The 17,014-nt window shown below is 67.5% G+C and carries 12 protein-coding genes; 6 read left to right on the top strand and 6 right to left on the bottom strand.

Going from position 1 to position 17,014, the window contains the following annotated elements; all coding sequences use genetic code 11:
- Positions 1-15: 15 nt before the first annotated feature.
- Positions 16-1,431, bottom strand: coding sequence for an acetyl-CoA carboxylase biotin carboxylase subunit (locus HMPREF2581_RS06185; protein WP_003096848.1), 1,416 nt, complete (start codon positions 1,429-1,431; stop codon positions 16-18).
- A 213-nt stretch (positions 1,432-1,644) separates the two neighbouring features.
- On the opposite strand from HMPREF2581_RS06185, the gene pycR reads away from it, so the two are divergent.
- Positions 1,645-2,580 (top strand): LysR family transcriptional regulator PycR, encoded by a 936-nt coding sequence (pycR, locus tag HMPREF2581_RS06190; protein ID WP_003142096.1) that lies wholly within the window; start codon positions 1,645-1,647, stop codon positions 2,578-2,580.
- Here pycR and HMPREF2581_RS06195 read toward each other — a convergent pair.
- Both HMPREF2581_RS06195 and hexR read right to left on the bottom strand, forming a co-directional pair.
- The gene (locus tag HMPREF2581_RS06195) at positions 2,534-2,749 is read right to left on the bottom strand and encodes a PA3496 family putative envelope integrity protein (protein WP_003105559.1); all 216 of its coding nucleotides are present in this window, start codon (positions 2,747-2,749) and stop codon (positions 2,534-2,536) included. The genes pycR and HMPREF2581_RS06195 overlap by 47 nt on opposite strands.
- 106 nt (positions 2,750-2,855) lie before the next feature.
- Positions 2,856-3,737: a transcriptional regulator HexR gene (hexR, locus tag HMPREF2581_RS06200; RefSeq protein WP_003096857.1), complete on the bottom strand. Its 882-nt coding sequence runs from the start codon at positions 3,735-3,737 to the stop codon at positions 2,856-2,858.
- A gap of 85 nt (positions 3,738-3,822) precedes the next feature.
- On the opposite strand from hexR, the gene zwf reads away from it, so the two are divergent.
- Complete coding sequence (gene zwf / locus HMPREF2581_RS06205; RefSeq protein WP_003096859.1) at positions 3,823-5,289, top strand: glucose-6-phosphate dehydrogenase; 1,467 nt, start codon at positions 3,823-3,825, stop codon at positions 5,287-5,289.
- An 80-nt stretch (positions 5,290-5,369) separates the two neighbouring features.
- Entirely contained in the window at positions 5,370-6,764 is a 1,395-nt protein-coding gene (gene yegQ, locus HMPREF2581_RS06210) for a prephenate-dependent tRNA uridine(34) hydroxylase TrhP (RefSeq protein ID WP_003142098.1), read from the top strand.
- Here the strand turns inward: yegQ and HMPREF2581_RS06215 are convergent.
- The 3 genes from HMPREF2581_RS06215 to HMPREF2581_RS06225 are packed head-to-tail and all read right to left on the bottom strand — an operon-like array spanning position 6,758 to position 12,592.
- Positions 6,758-7,483, bottom strand: coding sequence for a DUF3142 domain-containing protein (locus HMPREF2581_RS06215; RefSeq protein WP_016254356.1), 726 nt, complete (start codon positions 7,481-7,483; stop codon positions 6,758-6,760). The two genes, yegQ and HMPREF2581_RS06215, sit on opposite strands and share 7 nt — an antisense overlap.
- Positions 7,480-9,681, bottom strand: a complete 2,202-nt coding sequence (locus tag HMPREF2581_RS06220) for a PA5441 family protein (RefSeq protein ID WP_003142100.1) — start codon at positions 9,679-9,681, stop codon at positions 7,480-7,482. Before HMPREF2581_RS06220 ends, HMPREF2581_RS06215 begins: the two co-directional genes overlap by 4 nt.
- 58 nt (positions 9,682-9,739) lie before the next feature.
- Positions 9,740-12,592: a putative bifunctional diguanylate cyclase/phosphodiesterase gene (locus HMPREF2581_RS06225; RefSeq protein ID WP_003142102.1), complete on the bottom strand. Its 2,853-nt coding sequence runs from the start codon at positions 12,590-12,592 to the stop codon at positions 9,740-9,742.
- Positions 12,593-12,768: 176 nt separating this feature from the next.
- On the opposite strand from HMPREF2581_RS06225, the gene uvrD reads away from it, so the two are divergent.
- The 3 genes from uvrD (at position 12,769) to HMPREF2581_RS06240 (ending at position 17,012) form a co-directional block, all read left to right on the top strand.
- Complete coding sequence (uvrD, locus tag HMPREF2581_RS06230; protein WP_003142104.1) at positions 12,769-14,955, top strand: DNA helicase II; 2,187 nt, start codon at positions 12,769-12,771, stop codon at positions 14,953-14,955.
- Between the two features lie 37 nt (positions 14,956-14,992).
- Positions 14,993-15,421 carry an EamA family transporter gene (locus tag HMPREF2581_RS06235; RefSeq protein WP_003142106.1) on the top strand — a complete coding sequence of 143 codons (429 nt, stop codon included), beginning with the start codon at positions 14,993-14,995 and terminating at the stop codon, positions 15,419-15,421.
- Between the two features lie 97 nt (positions 15,422-15,518).
- A complete protein-coding gene (locus tag HMPREF2581_RS06240; RefSeq protein ID WP_003096875.1) occupies positions 15,519-17,012 on the top strand; it encodes an acetyl-CoA hydrolase/transferase family protein in 1,494 nt (497 codons plus the stop codon).
- The last annotated feature ends 2 nt before the right edge of the window (positions 17,013-17,014 follow it).

Below are 17,014 nucleotides of genomic sequence, written 5' to 3' on the forward strand. Positions count from 1 at the left end.
GTTCTGCTCCTTCCCTTACAGGCCGGCGTGGGCCGCGATGGCGGTGGCGATGGCGATGGCCAGGTGCGACGGGTTGCGCTTGATCGAGTACTGGGTCAGTTCCGGGTGGCTTTCGACGAAGCTGGTGTTGAACTGGCCGCTGCGGAATTCCGGGTTGCGGAGGATTTCCTGGTAGTACGGCGCGGTGGTCTTGACCCCTTGCACGCGCATGTCGTCAAGGGCGCGCAGGCCGCGATCGAGGGCCTCTTCCCAGGTCAGCGCCCAGACGATCAGCTTCAGGCACATCGAGTCGTAGTACGGCGGGATGGTGTAGCCGGTGTAGATCGCCGTGTCGGTACGCACGCCGGGGCCGCCGGGGGCGTAGTAGCGGGTGATCTTGCCGAACGAGGGCAGGAAGTTGTTCTTCGGGTCCTCGGCGTTGATGCGGAACTGCAGGGCGTAGCCGCGATGGACGATGTCGTCCTGCTTGACCGACAGCTCCAGCCCGGAAGCGATGCGGATCTGCTCGCGGACCACGTCGATGCCGGTGATTTCCTCGGTGATGGTGTGCTCCACCTGGACCCGGGTGTTCATCTCCATGAAGTACACCTCGCCGTCGGCGAGCAGGAACTCCACGGTGCCGGCGTTCTCGTAGCCCACCGCCTTGGCCGCGCGCACCGCCAGATCGCCGATGTAGGCGCGCTGCTCGGGGGTGAGCTGCGGGCTCGGGGCGATCTCGATGAGCTTCTGGTTGCGGCGCTGGATCGAGCAGTCGCGCTCGAACAGGTGCACGGTGTTGCCGAAGGAATCGGCGAGGATCTGCGCCTCGATGTGCTTGGGATTGACGATGCACTTCTCGAGGAATACTTCGGCGCTGCCGAAGGCCTTGGTCGCCTCGGAGATCACCCGCGGGAACGCCTGTTCCAGCTCCTCGCGGCTGTTGCAGCGACGGATGCCACGGCCGCCGCCGCCGGAGGTGGCCTTGAGCATCACCGGGTAGCCGATCCGCTCGGCTTCGCGCAGGGCCTCGGCGAGATCGGCGACGTTGCCTTCGGTGCCGGGGGTGCAGGGCACGCCGGCGGCGATCATGCTGCGGCGGGCTTCGGTCTTGTCGCCCATGCGGCGGATCACTTGCGCCGACGGGCCGATGAACTTGATACCGCGCTCGGCGCAGATTTCCGCCAGCTCGGCATTTTCCGAGAGGAAGCCATAGCCGGGGTGCAGGGCGTCGCAGCCGCTTTCCACCGCCAGGTTCACCAGGGCGCGCGGGTTGAGGTAGCCGGCCAGCGGGTCCGCGCCGATGCTGTGGGCTTCGTCGGCGCGCTTGACGTGCAGCGCGTGGCGATCGGCCTCGGAGTAGACGGCCACCGAGCGGATGCCCATCTCGGCGCAGGCGCGCACGATGCGGACGGCGATCTCGCCGCGGTTGGCGATCAGGATCTTCTTGATCACGGAGGTCTCCCTCTTCGGGGTTGGGAACCTGGTACGGTCGATCCGGATATTCCGGTCGCTGCATGACCGGCAGGCAGCTCCCGGTCGCACTTTTACCCTACCCCCGCGAGGGTGATTAACAAAAATCAATAATTATTGGGATAGCCATTAGAAAAGCTTTATAGTCGCCCGACCGATCTCGGTCAGAGTGTGACTGGAATGCGTAAGTCGTTGATGCGTATGACATTACGGCAGCTTCAGGTTTTTCGTGCCGTATGCGAGAGCCGCTCCTACAGCCGGGCGGCGGAGGAAATGGCCCTGACCCAGCCGGCGGTCAGCTTGCAGATCCGCCAACTGGAAGAGCTGGTCGGCCAGCCGCTGTTCGAGTACGTCGGCAAGAAGCTCTACCTGACCGATGCCGCCGAAGCCCTGCTGAAGACCAGCACCGACCTGTTCCAGCGCCTGGAAAGCCTGGACATGCAGCTCTCGGATCTGAAGGGCTCGCTGCAGGGCCAGTTGCGCCTGGCGGTGGAGTCCAGCGCCAAGTACATCACCCCGCACCTGTTCAAGGCGTTCCAGAACCTGCATCCGGAAGTCAGCCTGAGCCTGACGGTGGTCAACCGCACCCAGGTGATCAAGCGCTTGGCCGACAACCGCGACGACCTGGTGATCATGTCCCTGGTACCGCAGGACATGGCCCTGGAGTTCCTGCCCTTCCTGAACAACCCGATCATCGCCGTGGCGCCGCCGGACCATCCGCTGTGCAACGCCGCGAAGCTGGCCCTGAAGGACCTGGAGCCCTTCCCGCTACTGGTCCGCGAACCGGGCTCGGGCACCCGCAAGGCTTGCGAGGAGTTCTTCCAGCAACGCCGCGCGCACTTCTCGCAGATCCAGGAGATCGCCTCGCTGGAGTCCCTGCGCGAAGGGGTGATCACCGGCCTCGGCCTGGCCCTGCTGCCGCGCCATGCGGCGCACCAGGAACTGGCCAACGGCCTGCTGCGCGAACTACCGGTGGAGGAATTGCCGCTCTATCGCAGCTGGTGCCTGGTGCACGCCAAGGGCAAGCGCCTGAGCCCGGTGGCCCAGGCGTTCGTCGCCTTCGTCCGCGAGGAGCGGGCGCTGATCAGCCAGCTCGCTGGGCGCTTCGCCGGCCCTGGCGGTTCGAGCTGAGGTAGGCGGCGGCTACCAGCTCGGGGTAGTCGGCCAGTTCCTGGCGCAGGCGCAGTTCTTCGCAGTGGTCCTCGATCGCCCGGCGGAATTGCATGCGCCGCTGGTCTTCGAGCTTGCGGCGGGTTTTCGAATCCACGTGCTGGGCATTGGCATCGCTATGACGGGGCATCTCGCGTCTCCCATGGCCGACTGGCTGGAGTCGCGAGCATCGCGCAGCAATGTGACGGTTTGGCGGCAGGCCGGTGAAGACTGCGTTATGCCTTCCCGGCGGCGCCTCAGGACGGCTCGCCGCGCTCTTCCTGGTTCTTCATCACCTTCGGCGACAGGCGCAGGCTGCGCAGGCTGCGCTTGACGCTCTTGAGGTGGTTGACCAGGTCCGGGCCGCGGGCCATGGCCACGCCCATCGCCAGCACGTCGATCACCACCAGGTGGGCGATGCGCGAGGTCAGCGGGGTGTAGATGTCGGTGTCCTCGTGCACGTCGATCGCCAGGTTGACCGTGGCCAGGTCGGCCAGCGGGGTCTGGCTCGGGCACAGGGTGATCAGCGTGGCGCCGGCCTCGCGGACCAGGTTGGCGGTGATCAGCAGGTCCTTCGAGCGACCCGACTGGGAAATGCAGATGGCCACGTCGCTGGGCTTGAGGGTCACCGCCGACATCGCCTGCATGTGCGGGTCGGAGTAGGCCGCCGCCGACAGCAGCAGGCGGAAGAACTTGTGCTGGGCATCCGAGGCCACCGCGCCGGAAGCGCCGAAGCCGTAGAACTCCACGCGCTGGGCGTGGGCGATGGCGGCGATGGCGCGCTCCAGGGCGTGGGTGTCCAGGTGCTCGCGGACTTCCATCAGGCTGTGCAGCGTGGTGTCGAAGATCTTCAGGCTGAAGTCGGCCACCGAGTCGCTCTCGTGGATCGAGAACTGGCCGAAGCTGGCGCCGGCCGCCAGGCTCTGCGCCAGCTTCAGCTTGAGGTCCTGGAAGCCGCTGCAGCCGATGGCGCGGCAGAAACGCACGATGGTCGGCTCGCTGACCCCGACCCCATGGGCCAGTTCGGCCATGGAGCTGTGCATGACCGACGCCGGATCGTTGAGAACGTGATCGGCGACCTTGAGTTCCGACTTGCGGAGCTGTTGGCGGGACTGGGCTATGTGCTGCAGCAGGTTCACAGGCTGGGCTCGATTCTCTGTAGTAACCTTGTAGTTATACTACAAACAGTCAGCCACGCCCAGCCAACGCCGTCGGGAGCTTGCCTTGAGTACACCAGCCACTCCAACGTCCTGCGACATCCTGGTCTTCGGCGGTACCGGCGACCTGGCCCTGCACAAGCTGCTGCCGGCGCTCTATCGCCTGCACCGGGAGGACCGCCTGCCGGCCGATACGCGGATCTTCGCCCTCGCCCGCAGCGCGCTGGACAACGCCGCCTTCCTCGCCCTCGCCGAGCGCAACGTCCGCGCGGTGGTGGCACGCAGCGAGTTCGCCGCCGAACAATGGAAAGGCTTCGCCGCGCGCCTCGACTACCTGGCCATGGACGCCTCGCAGAGCGCCGACTTCGGCCGTCTCGCGCGGCACCTGAAGAGCAGCGAGGGCCGGGTGCTGGTGCACTACCTGGCGACCTCGCCGAGCCTGTTCGCGCCGATCGCGCAGAACCTCTCCATCGCCGGCCTCGCCGGGCCGCAAGCGCGCATCGTGCTGGAAAAACCGCTGGGCCATTCGCTGGACTCGGCGCGGGCGATCAACCAGTCCATCGGCCGGGTGTTCGACGAGTCGCGGGTGTTCCGCATCGACCACTACCTGGGCAAGGAAACCGTGCAGAACCTGATGGCCCTGCGCTTCGCCAATGCGTTGTTCGAGCCGGTCTGGCGCGCGGCGCACATCGACCATGTGCAGATCAGCGTCAACGAGACCCTTGGCGTGGAGAACCGCGGCGGCTACTACGACCACGCCGGGGCGATGCGCGACATGGTGCAGAACCATCTGCTCCAGTTGCTCTGCCTGGTGGCGATGGAGGCGCCGGTGCGTTTCGACGCCGAGGCTGTGCGCAACGAGAAGCTCAAGGTGCTGCAGGCGCTGAAGCCGATCTCCGGGCTCGACGTGCAGGACAAGACGGTACGCGGCCAGTACGCCGCCGGCAGGATCGGCGGCCAGGAGGTGCCGGCGTACTACTTCGAGAAGAACGTCGACAACGACAGCGATACCGAGACCTTCGTCGCGCTCCAGGCCGAGGTCGAGAACTGGCGCTGGGCCGGGGTGCCGTTCTACCTGCGCACCGGCAAGCGCATGGCGCGCAAGTGCTCGGAAATCGTCATCCAGTTCAAGCCGGTGCCGCACAGCCTGATCGACGGCGGCGGCGGGCCGGCCAACCGCCTGTGGATAAGGTTGCAGCCGGAGGAGCGGATCAGCGTGCAACTGATGGCCAAGACCCCGGGCAAGGGCATGCAACTGGAACCGGTGGAGCTGGATCTCAACCTGGCCGAGGCCCTCAGCCGCAACAAGCGGCGCTGGGACGCCTACGAACGCCTGCTGCTGGACGTGATCGAGGGCGACTCGACGCTGTTCATGCGCCGCGACGAGGTAGAGGCCGCCTGGGGCTGGGTCGACCCGATCCTCGCCGGCTGGCGCGAGCACTACCAGAGCCCGCGGCCCTACCCGGCCGGCAGCAACGGCCCGGAACAGGCGCAACTGCTGCTGGAACTGCAGGGTCGACGCTGGCTGGAATGACGCGGACATTGATCCGGCTCAGGATCGCCCGGCGCGCGCTCGGCTAGAGTCGCGCGCCCACGTCGTTGCGAGCCCGAACCATGACCGCCACCGCCCTCCGCCCCGAACTGCTGTGCCCCGCCGGCACCCTGAAAAGCATGCGCTATGCCTTCGCCTACGGCGCCGATGCCGTCTACGCCGGGCAGCCGCGCTACAGCCTGCGGGTGCGCAACAACGATTTCGACCACGCCCAACTGGCCGAAGGCATCGCCGAGGCCCACGCGCTCGGCAAGCGCTTCTACGTGGTGGTCAACATCGCCCCGCACAACGCCAAGCTGAAGACCTTCCTGCGCGACCTGGAGCCGGTGGTCGCCATGGGTCCGGATGCGCTGATCATGTCCGATCCCGGCCTGATCATGCTGGTTCGCCAGCATTTCCCGCAGATGCCCATCCACCTGTCGGTGCAGGCCAACGCGGTGAACTGGGCCGCGGTGCAGTTCTGGCGGCAGCAGGGCCTGACCCGGGTGATCCTTTCCCGCGAGCTGTCGCTGGAGGAGATCGAGGAAATCCGCCAGCAGGTGCCGGACATGGAGCTGGAAGTGTTCGTCCACGGCGCTTTGTGCATGGCCTATTCCGGGCGCTGCCTGCTGTCCGGCTACATCAACCGCCGCGACCCCAACCAGGGCACCTGCACCAATGCCTGCCGCTGGGAATACAAGGCGGTGGAGGGCCGCGAGGACGAGCTGGGCAACGTGGTGGCGCGGGAGCCGACCCTGGGACGCGGCGCGCCGACCGAGCAGGTATTCCTCCTCGAGGAAGGCAACCGTCCCGGCGAACCGATGGCCGCCTTCGAGGACGAACACGGCACCTACATCATGAATTCCAAGGACCTCCGCGCCGTGCAGCACGTCGAGCGGCTGGCGCGGATCGGCGTGCACTCGCTGAAGATCGAGGGCCGTACCAAGTCCCACTACTACGTGGCGCGCACCGCCCAGGTCTACCGCCAGGCGATCGACGACGCGGCGGCCGGCAAGCCGTTCGACCGCGGTCTGATGGACACCTTGGAGTCCCTCGCCCACCGCGGCTACACCGAGGGCTTCCTGCGCCGCCACGTGCACGACGAGTACCAGAACTACCAGCACGGCCATTCGCTGTCCGAGCGCCAGCAGTTCGTCGGCGAACTCACCGGCGAACGCCGCGACGGCCTGGCCGAGGTGGAGGTGAAGAACCGCTTCCAGCGCGGCGACAGCGTCGAACTGATGACTCCGCGAGGCAACCTGAGCCTGCGCGTGGAGGACCTGCGCAACGCCGCCGGCGAAGCCATTGAGGTGGCGCCGGGCAATGGCCACGTGGTCTACCTGGCGCTGCCGGAAGGCCTGGATCTGCGCTACGCGCTACTGATGCGCGATCTCCAGCCCGGCCAGGATACCCGCCAGCCGCAGGCCGAACGCAGCGGCGGGTGTGCCGGCAAGGGCGCTTGCGGCTGCGCTCACTGAGGGTTGAGCAGGAACACCACGTAGCCCCTGAACCAGGGGCTCTTTTCCAGGTAGTCGGGGGCTTGCCAGTCGCCGCCCTGGACCAGGCCGATCCGGTACGGCAGCTGCAGGCGGCTGACCCGCGGGAGGTAGGCGGCGTGGTTGGGAATGCTGTGGCGCCCCTGGTAGGTCTGCACCACCACTTCGTCGACCACGCCCTTGAGCCGGTTGATCGCCGCCGGCTCGGCGTTGCTGCCCCAGTCGAGCAGCCCGGTGATGCTCAAGCGGTATTCGCGGGGCAGGCGCTGGCGCAGGTCGCGGAGGAAATCGACGTACTCGTCGAGGTAGCGGGTACGCGCATCGAAGTCGATCTGGATGCCGACCACCGGGTTGCCGGCACGCTTCCAGCGCTGCACCTGGTTCAGCACGGCCTGGTAGATCTGCGGCGTCCAGCGCAGGGTATGGGCGCGGTACACCACCCAGACCTCGCCCCGCGCCAGGCGCGGCACCGAGATGCCCTGGGCGATCAGCCGCACGCCCTCGCCGGGGCGCCGGCGCGACTGGCTGATCTGTCCCTGCAGGATGTACAGCGTCTCGGCCCGCGCCAGCGCCGGCTGCGGCGCGACGCCGCTCCACAGCCAGAAGGCGTCGTAGTCCTCGGCGCGCACCGCGGCCTCGACGGACGGCAACAGCGGCAGGCCCAGCAACAGGCCCGCCAGCCAGGCTCGCCAGCGCCTCACCAGTAGTACTTCAGTTCCTTGGCCCAGGAGCTGTCGGCGTAGGTCGACTTGAGCGTACGGAACCATTGCTTGCGCTCGGCCTGCGGGATGTCCTGCTGGCCGCAGGTGTTGTAGCCGGCCGGGGCGAAGCAGTTGATCGCGCGGAACAGCGCGTAGGCCTTGTCTTCGCGCGGTGCCTTGGGGTTGTCCATGACCAGGCGATAGCCATCCAGCCGGGAGTACACCGCGCCCTTGAAGCCGCTCGGGGTGCCGCCCAGCTCGTTGGCCTCGGGCTGGCTGTCCAGCGGCATGCCGTCGAGACCGTTGCGCAGGATGAATTCGCCCAGGCAGTTCAGGCCCTTCGGGTCCTTGTCATCAGCGGCCAGCGCCGCGGCCGACTCGGCGATGGCCGGGCAAACGTAGCCGGACTCGGCCTTGTCGCCCTTCCAGCGGAACAGCTCCAGGCTGTTGCCGGCGCCGTAGACATAGCCGAGGCTGGTGCCCAGCTTGGTCTGCGAGGGGGTTTCGCCGAGCAGCGCGAAGTCCTTGCCGAAGTCGGAGAAGCGGCTGCGGCGCAGGTCCTTGTAAAGGAGAGTGAACAGCGCGCTGTCGCGCTCTTCCGCCGTCGCGCCCTGCTTGGCCTGGCGGCGCAACAGCGCGGCGTCGGCGACGTTGCGCAGGAGGATGCTGCGCAGCAGCGGCTCCTGGACCGGCGAACCTTCGGCGAAGACCTTTTCCAACTGGCCGCTGCGCTCGTAGTTGAGCGCCAGGGCCAACTGCAACTGGCCCTTCTGGTACGGCTGCGCGGCCTGCGGCAACAGTTCCAGCCAGAGCGCCTCGGCGGCTTTCCAGTCCTTCTGCTGCTCCAGCGCCAGCCCGCGCAGGGTCTGCTGGCTGAAGCCGACGTAGTCGAGGCTGCCGACCTTTTGCGGCAGCGCTTCGAGGGTCTTCGCCGGGTCCTGGTCGACATAGAAGCGATAGGCCGCCTGCAGGTAGGCGAACAGTTCGGGATGCGCGGCGAAGCTGGCCTGCTGGGCCTGTAGCGTTTCCCAGGTGAAGCTGCGCGGGGTCGACGGATCGTGGGCGCGCATCTGCACCAGGTCGGCCACCGCCAGCAGCAGCGGGGTCTGGATGTCGCCGAGCTGGATACCGGTCAGGAGCTTGTTGTCGACCTCCTGGACCAGGTCTTCCAGGGCCATGTTGCGCTGCCCTTGCTCGGCTTCGGCGAATTGCGCGGCATAGTCCTGGGCCAGCAGCTTCTGGTCGCCGGCCAGCCAATGCACGCGCCGCTGCAAGCCCTTGGCAGAGGCGGCGTAGAGCCCCTTCGGATACGCCTGCAGGTAGGCATCGAGGGCGCTGCGGGTCTGTTCCAGGCGAGCCTTGTCGACATTCTGCAGCTCGGGGAAGCCCATGTCGTCGAAGGCGTTCTGCTGGGCGGCGTTGAGCAGGGTGCGCGCCTGCAGGTACAGGGCGGTTTCCTTCAGCCAGGGCTGCGACACGTCCTGCAACGCCTTGAAGCCCTGTTCGGCTTCGTCGAAGCGACCGCTGTAGAAGTTGGCCGCAGCCTCCAGGTACGTGGCGAAGGCCTTGCCTGCGGCCGACTCGACGCCTTGCGCGAGCACACCGCCCAGTTCCTCTTGTTCCCAGCCGCAGGCACCGAGCAGGTCCAGGCGGCTGTTGGCCAGGGCCTTGGTCTCCGCCTCGCCCAGCCCGGCGTCACGCACCTGGCGAAGAAACGCCAGCGCGCTGTCCTGGTCGTTGCTGCGGCAGCGGCTGCCCTCGCCCTCGAAGAATTCGGCGCCGGCGATCTTTTCCGGTAGCGCTTCGGCGCCCATCTGCCGGGCCAGTTCGGCGAGCGGCGAGGGCGCTGGCGCAGGCGGCGGTGTCTCGGCCTCGCTCGCCGCCGGCGGCGCGGGCGGCTGGCTGCCGTCGCCGGGCAGCAGGCGGAACAGGCCGAACGGTACCAGGCCGTAGCCTTCGAGCTTCTCTTCCTCCGACGGCGGCGCCTCCACCAGCCGCCAGTGGCCGGCGTCGGCCAGCAGCAGGCGCAGGTTGGCGCGGGTGTCGTTGCCCGGGGCGAGGAACGGCAGGGTATCGCAGACACCGCCGCCGACCAGCGACCAATCGGGATAGCAGGAGTCGTCGCTGCTGGCCTGGGCCAGCGGGGAGAGACCGGCGCCCACCAGCAGGAGGGCGGGAAGAAGCGGCTTCGAGCGCATGAATCGTCCTTAATTCGTGGGAGTCGAAAGTGCTACAGCATACTCCGCCGGATCGCGTTCAACGAGCCTGGCGCAAACCTTCCTCCAGGGCATGGGCCGGCAACGGCCGGCCGATCAGGTAGCCCTGCAGCTCATCGCAACGCTGGGCCACCAGGAAGTCCCGCTGTTCGATGGTTTCCACGCCTTCGGCGACCACCTTCAGGTCGAGGCTGTGGGCCATGGCGATGATCGCCCGGATGATCGCCGCATCCTCGCTGTTCTGGGTCAGGTCGCGGACGAACGACTGGTCGATCTTCAGGTAGTCCAGCGGCAGGCGCTTCAGGTAGCTGAGCGAGGAATAGCCGGTGCCGAAGTCGTCGACCGATAGCTTCACCCCCATCTCGCGCAACTGGCGGAAGGTCGCCAGGACACTATCGAGGGCGTCCAGCCACTGGCTTTCGGTCAACTCCAGCTCCAGTTGCGCCGCCGGCAGGCCGCTGTCGGCCAGCGCCGAGCGCACTACGTCGAGCAGGTCGCCCTGGCGCAACTGGTGGACCGAGAGGTTCACCGAGACCCGCAGGTTCAGGCCCCGCTGGCTCCACTCGGCGGCCTGCAGGCAGGCCCGGCGCAGGACGAATTCACCGATCTCGCCGATCAACCCGCACTCCTCGGCGAGGCCGATGAAGGTCGACGGCGGGATCATGCCCTCCTCCGGATGGTGCCAGCGCACCAGCGCCTCGACCGAGTCCGGGCGGGCGCTGGCCAGGCACAGCTTGGGCTGGTAATGCACGTCCAGCTGGCCCTCCTCGACCGCCTTGCGCAACCGGGTTTCCAGGCGCAGGCGTTCGAGGGTGCTGTCCTGCAGGTTGTCGCGGAAGAACTGGAAGGTATTGCCGCCGAGTTGCTTGGCATGTTGCATCGCCAGGTTCGCCTGGCTCATCAGCACGGAGATTTCCCGTGCTTGCTCGGAAAACAGGCTGATCCCCAGCGAGGCGCCGAGGATCAACTCGTGGCCGAGCACGCTCACCGGCTGGCGCAACTGGACCAGCAGGCGTTCGGCCAGGCGCGACAGGGCCGCGGTGCCGGTGCCGCCATCGAGGAGAATGGCGAACTCGTCGCCGGCCAGACGCGCCAGGGTGTTGGCTTCCGGCGCGGTGCGCCGCAGGCGCTGGGCCATCTCCCTGAGCAACTGGTCGGCGACCTCGTGGCCGAGGCTGTCGTTGAGCAGCTTGAAGCGGTCCAGGTCGATCAGCAGCAGGGCCAGCCCGCCCTCCTCCTGGCGCGCCCGCTGGGCCGCCTCGTGCAGCCGCTCGCGGAACAACCGGCGGTTGGCCAGGCCGGTCAGTTCGTCGTAGTGCAGCAGGTGACGCAGGCGCTCCTCGACGTCGCGGCGGGCACTGAGATCGGTGAAGAAACCGACGATGTGGGTCGCCTCGCCATTGCCGTCGCGCAGCAGGTTGAGCTGCAGCCATTGGGGATAGGGATCGCCATTCTTCCGCGTATCCACCAGTTCGCCCTGCCACTGCCCGTGCTGGCGCAGCTCGGCGCGGATCTGCCGGTAGTGGCGCTGGGCCTCGGGGGTATTCACCAGCAGGCTGGCGTTGCGCCCGACCACGTCCTCGCGGCGATAGCCGGTGATGCGACTGAAGGCCTGGTTGACCGCCAGCAGGTTGTAGGCCGGATCGAGGATCACGATGCTCTCGCTGGCCGCCTCGAACACTGTCGCGGCCAGTTGCTGCTGCTCTTCCAGGCGCTTGCGCGCGCTGATGTCGCTGCGCGTGCCGAGCATCCGCGTCACCCGTCCCCGCGGGTCGCGAGCCATGGCCCGGCCACGATCCTCCAGCCAGCGCCAGCCGCCCTCCCGGTCGCGCACGCGGTACTCCACCCGGTACAGCTCGCTGCGCCCCTTGAGATGTTCGGCGAGGGCGCGACGGATACGCGGCAGGTCGCCGGGGTGGATGCTTTCGATCAGCCTGCGATAGTCCTCGGGACCGTCCCCGGCGCTGAAGACCGCCTCGAGATAGGAATGCTGGACCCGGCCGCTCTCCAGGTTCCAGTCCCACAACCCCAGTTCGCTGGCCTCCAGGGCCATGGCCAGGCGCGCCTCGCTCTGGCTGAGCGCCTGGCTGGTCGCGCCAAGCTCCTCGGTGCGCGCCTCCACCCGGCGCTGCAAGGCATCGCGGGCGGCGCGCAGCTCGCGTTCGACCAGGCGTCGCTGGCCGACCTCCTGGGCGAGCTTGCGATTGAGCGCTTCGGCCTCGGCGTTGACGCGCTCCAGGTGCAGGTTCAGCGCCTGGGTCTGGAAGCGTCGCAGCAGCGCGCCCTGCACCAGCCGGTGGATCTGCCCGGCGACCACCAGCAGCGCCACCAGCAGGATCAGGCCGAGCACGCCCCAGCCCTGCAACAGGCTATGCGGCTGTAACAGCAGGAAAACGATGGATGGCAGCAGGCCCGGCAAGGCGAAGGTGAGGAAGGCCGGCAGGCTCACCGCATAGGCGACGCTGGCGGAGAGGATCGCCGCCGCCACCAGGCCGAACACCAGCACCTGCTGGAGGAAGGCATCGGCCGGGACCAGCATGATCACCGCGAACGCCAGGGTCAGGCCCGAGGCGCCGGCGCCGCACAGGAAGGTCCGCCGCCAGTGGCGGCTGGCCTGGCGACGGCTGTCGGCCTGCTGGAAGGCGGCGACCTGCAGCAGGCGCAGGACGGCGAGCAACACCAGCCAGACCAGCCAGCCACCGAGCAGCCAGCTGCTGACCTTGCCCCACACCAGGCAGGCGCTGGTCACGCCGCCGAGCAGCATGAGCAGGGTCGGCGTGCGCGAGCCGAGATAAAGGAGCCGGGTACGCTCGATGGCAATTTCGCGGGCGTAGAGCCGCAGTACATCGGTGCTGCCGCCCGGCAGCGCCAAGGGCTCGACATGGACGGTCATAGGCGCTTGTTCTTGTAGTGGTTTGCCTTGAAGTGGCCGGAGCATAACCGAGCAGGGGCAGGCTGCCCAAGGCCGGGATAGAGCATTTTTCCGCAGCCAGGCCCGACGCTGCGCCGGCCTGCGCCGAATGGCGGCCCGGTTTGCCCGGCTTTTCCCCGCCCCGGTAGAATGCCGCGATGAACGACGACCTCTCCCTCCTGCTGAACTCCCTCAACGACCCGCAGCGCCAGGCCGTGGCCGCGCCGCTGGGCCGCCAACTGGTCCTCGCCGGCGCCGGCTCGGGCAAGACCCGCGTGCTGGTGCACCGGATCGCCTGGCTGATCCAGGTCGAGCACGCCTCGCCCTACAGCATCCTGTCGGTGACCTTCACCAACAAGGCGGCGGCGGAGATGCGCCACCGCATCGAGCAGTTGCTCGGGATCAATCCGGCGGGCATGTGGGTCGGCACCTTCCACGGCCTCGCCCATCGCCTGCTGCGCGCGCACTGGCGCGAGGCCGGGCTGAGCGAGAACTTCCAGATCCTCGACAGCGACGACCAGCAACGCCTGGTCAAGCGGGTGATCCGCGAACTCGGCCTCGACGAGCAGCGCTGGCCGGCGCGCCAGGCCCAGTGGTTCATCAACGGGCAGAAGGACGAGGGCCTGCGGCCGCAACACATCCAGCCCGGCGGCGACCTGTTCCTCGCCACCATGCTGAAGATCTACGAAGCCTACGAGGCGGCCTGCGCCCGCGCCGGGGTGATCGACTTCTCCGAGCTGCTGCTGCGCGCCCTGGACCTCTGGCGCGACCATCCCGGCGTGCTCGAGCACTACCAGCGGCGCTTCCGCCATATCCTGGTGGACGAGTTCCAGGACACCAACGCCGTGCAGTACGCCTGGCTGCGGATTCTCGCCAAGGGCGGCGACAGCCTGATGGTGGTCGGCGACGACGACCAGTCGATCTACGGCTGGCGTGGCGCACGGATCGAGAACATCCAACAGTTCAGCGACGACTTCGCCGACGCCGAGGTGATCCGCCTGGAGCAGAACTACCGTTCCACCGCGTCGATCCTCAAGGCCGCCAACGCCCTGATCGCCAACAACCAGGGACGCCTGGGCAAGGAGTTGTGGACCGACGGCGAGGACGGCGAGTCGCTGAGCCTGTACGCCGCGTTCAACGAGCACGACGAGGCGCGCTACGTGGTCGAGTCGATCGAGAGCGCGCTCAGAGGCGGCCTGGCGCGCAGCGAGATCGCCATCCTCTACCGCTCCAACGCCCAGTCGCGGGTGCTGGAGGAAGCCCTGCTGCGGGAGAAGATTCCCTACCGCATCTACGGCGGCCAGCGCTTCTTCGAGCGTGCCGAGATCAAGAACGCCATGGCCTACCTGCGCCTGCTCGACGGCCGCGGCAACGACGCGGCGCTGGAACGGGTGGTCAACGTGCCGGCACGCGGCATCGGCGAGAAGACCGTGGAGAGCATCCGCGAATTCGCCCGCGGCAACGATGTGTCGATGTGGGAGGCGATTCGCCTGATGATCGCCAACAAGGTCCTGCCCGGCCGCGCCGCCAGCGCCCTGACCGGCTTCGTCGAGCTGATCGAGAATCTTTCGGCGAAGGTCATGGACATGCCGCTGCACCTGATGACCCAGACGGTGATCGAGCAGTCCGGACTGATCAGCTACCACAAGGAAGAAAAAGGCGAGAAAGGCCAGGCCCGGGTGGAGAACCTCGAGGAACTGGTCAGCGCCGCCCGCGCCTTCGAGAACAGCGAGGAAGAGGAAGACCTCACCCCGCTGCAGGCCTTCCTCAGCCACGCCTCCCTGGAGGCCGGGGAAACCCAGGCCGACGCCCACGAGGACAGTATCCAACTGATGACCCTGCACAGCGCCAAGGGCCTGGAGTTCCCGCTGGTGTTCCTGGTCGGCATGGAGGAAGGGCTGTTCCCGCATAAGATGAGCCTGGAGGAATCCGGCCGCCTGGAAGAGGAACGCCGCCTGGCCTACGTCGGCGTCACCCGCGCCATGCAGCGACTGGTCCTGACCTACGCGGAGACCCGCCGGCTCTACGGTAGCGAGACCTACAACAAGGTTTCGCGCTTCATCCGCGAGATCCCGCCGTCGCTGATCCAGGAAGTGCGCCTGTCCAATACCGTCAGCCGCCCCTACGGCGGCACTTCGCGCAACGCCGGCGGCAGCCTGTTCAGCGGCGCCGGGGTGCCGGAGACGCCCTTCTCCCTCGGCCAGCGGGTGCGCCACGCGCTGTTCGGCGAAGGGACTATCCTCAACTTCGAAGGCGCCGGCGCCCAGGCCCGGGTGCAGGTGAACTTCGAGAGCGAAGGCAGCAAGTGGCTGATGCTCGGCTACGCCAAGCTGGAAGCCCTGTAGCGGCGCAGCCCGTGGAGAAGGCCCGGAGGAGGACGACATGCTGGCATCCTGGGCCTTCTGGGCACTGCTTTCGGCGCTGTTCGCCGCGCTGACCGCGATCTTCGCCAAGATCGGCCTCGACCGGGTCGATTCGGACTTCGCCACCTTCATCCGCACCCTGGTGATCCTCGTCACCCTCGGCGGCATCCTCGCGGTCCTGGGCAAGTTCCAGGCCCCGGGCAGCATCCCGCCGCGCAGCTGGCTGTTCCTGGTGCTCTCCGGGCTGGCCACCGGTGCTTCCTGGATCTGCTATTTCCGCGCCCTCAAGCTCGGCCCGGCGTCGCTGGTGGCGCCGCTGGACAAGTTCAGCGTGGTGCTGGTGGCACTGCTCGGCGTGGCCCTCCTCGGCGAACGCCTGGACCTGCGCCAATGGCTCGGCGTAGGCCTGGTGACAGCGGGCGTGGTGGTCCTGGCAATCCGCCCATAAGCCCGCTGAATAGCGCTTCGACCTTGGTATAAAGGCGAAAAATCGCGGAAACCCTAGACTGGCGGCCTCTAATAATTCGTCGTCTGAGGTTCGTTCCATGTACCGTGATCGCGTGCGCCTGCCCTCCCTGCTCGACAAGGTGATGAGTGCGGCCGAAGCCGCCGACCTGATCCAGGACGGCATGACCGTCGGCATGAGCGGTTTCACCCGCGCCGGCGAGGCCAAGGCCGTACCCCAGGCGCTGGCCATGCGCGCCAAGGAACGTCCGCTGCGTATCAGCCTGATGACCGGCGCCAGCCTCGGCAACGACCTCGACAAGCAGCTCACCGAGGCCGGCGTGCTCGCCCGGCGCATGCCGTTCCAGGTCGACAGCACCCTGCGCAAGGCGATCAACGCCGGCGAAGTGATGTTCATCGACCAGCACCTCTCGGAAACCGTCGAGCAGTTGCGCAACCACCAGCTGAAGCTGCCGGACATCGCCGTCATCGAAGCCGCCGCGATCACCGAGCAGGGCCACATCGTGCCAACCACCTCGGTGGGCAACTCGGCGAGCTTCGCGATCTTCGCCAAGCAGGTCATCGTCGAGATCAACCTGGCCCACAGCACCAACCTGGAAGGCCTGCACGACATCTATATCCCGACCTACCGGCCGACCCGCACGCCGATCCCGCTGACCCGCGTCGACGACCGCATCGGCAGCACGGCGATCCCGATCCCGCCGGAGAAGATCGTCGCCATCGTCATCAACGACCAGCCGGACTCGCCATCCACCGTGCTGCCGCCGGACGGCGAGACCCAGGCCATCGCCAACCACCTGATCGATTTCTTCAAGCGCGAGGTCGACGCCGGACGCATGAGCAACAGCCTCGGCCCGCTGCAGGCCGGTATCGGCAGCATCGCCAACGCGGTGATGTGCGGCCTGATCGAGTCACCGTTCGAGAACCTGACCATGTACTCCGAAGTGCTGCAGGACTCGACCTTCGACCTGATCGACGCCGGCAAGCTGCGCTTCGCCTCGGGCAGCTCGATCACCCTGTCGCCGCGGCGCAACGCCGACGTGTTCGGTAACCTGGAGCGTTACAAGGACAAGCTGGTGCTGCGCCCGCAGGAAATCTCCAACCACCCCGAGGTGGTCCGTCGCCTGGGCATCATCGGCATCAATACGGCGCTGGAGTTCGACATCTACGGCAACGTCAACTCGACCCACGTCGGCGGCACCAAGATGATGAACGGCATCGGCGGCTCCGGCGACTTCGCCCGCAACGCGCACCTGGCGATCTTCGTCACCAAGTCGATCGCCAAGGGCGGCAACATTTCCAGCGTGGTGCCGATGGTCAGCCACGTCGACCACACCGAGCACGACGTCGACATCCTCGTCACCGAGCAGGGCCTCGCCGACCTGCGCGGCCTGGCGCCTCGCGAACGGGCCCGGGTGATCATCGAGAACTGTGTCCACCCGTCCTACCAGGCACCGCTGCTGGACTACTTCGAGGCGGCTTGCGCGAAAGGCGGCCACACGCCGCATCTGTTGCGCGAGGCGCTGGCCTGGCACCTGAACCTGGAAGAACGTGGACACATGCTGGCCGGCTGAGG

The sequence above is a fragment of the Pseudomonas sp. HMSC057H01 genome, assembly GCF_001836405.1.
In the GTDB taxonomy this organism is placed as follows: Bacteria; Pseudomonadota; Gammaproteobacteria; order Pseudomonadales; family Pseudomonadaceae; genus Pseudomonas; species Pseudomonas aeruginosa.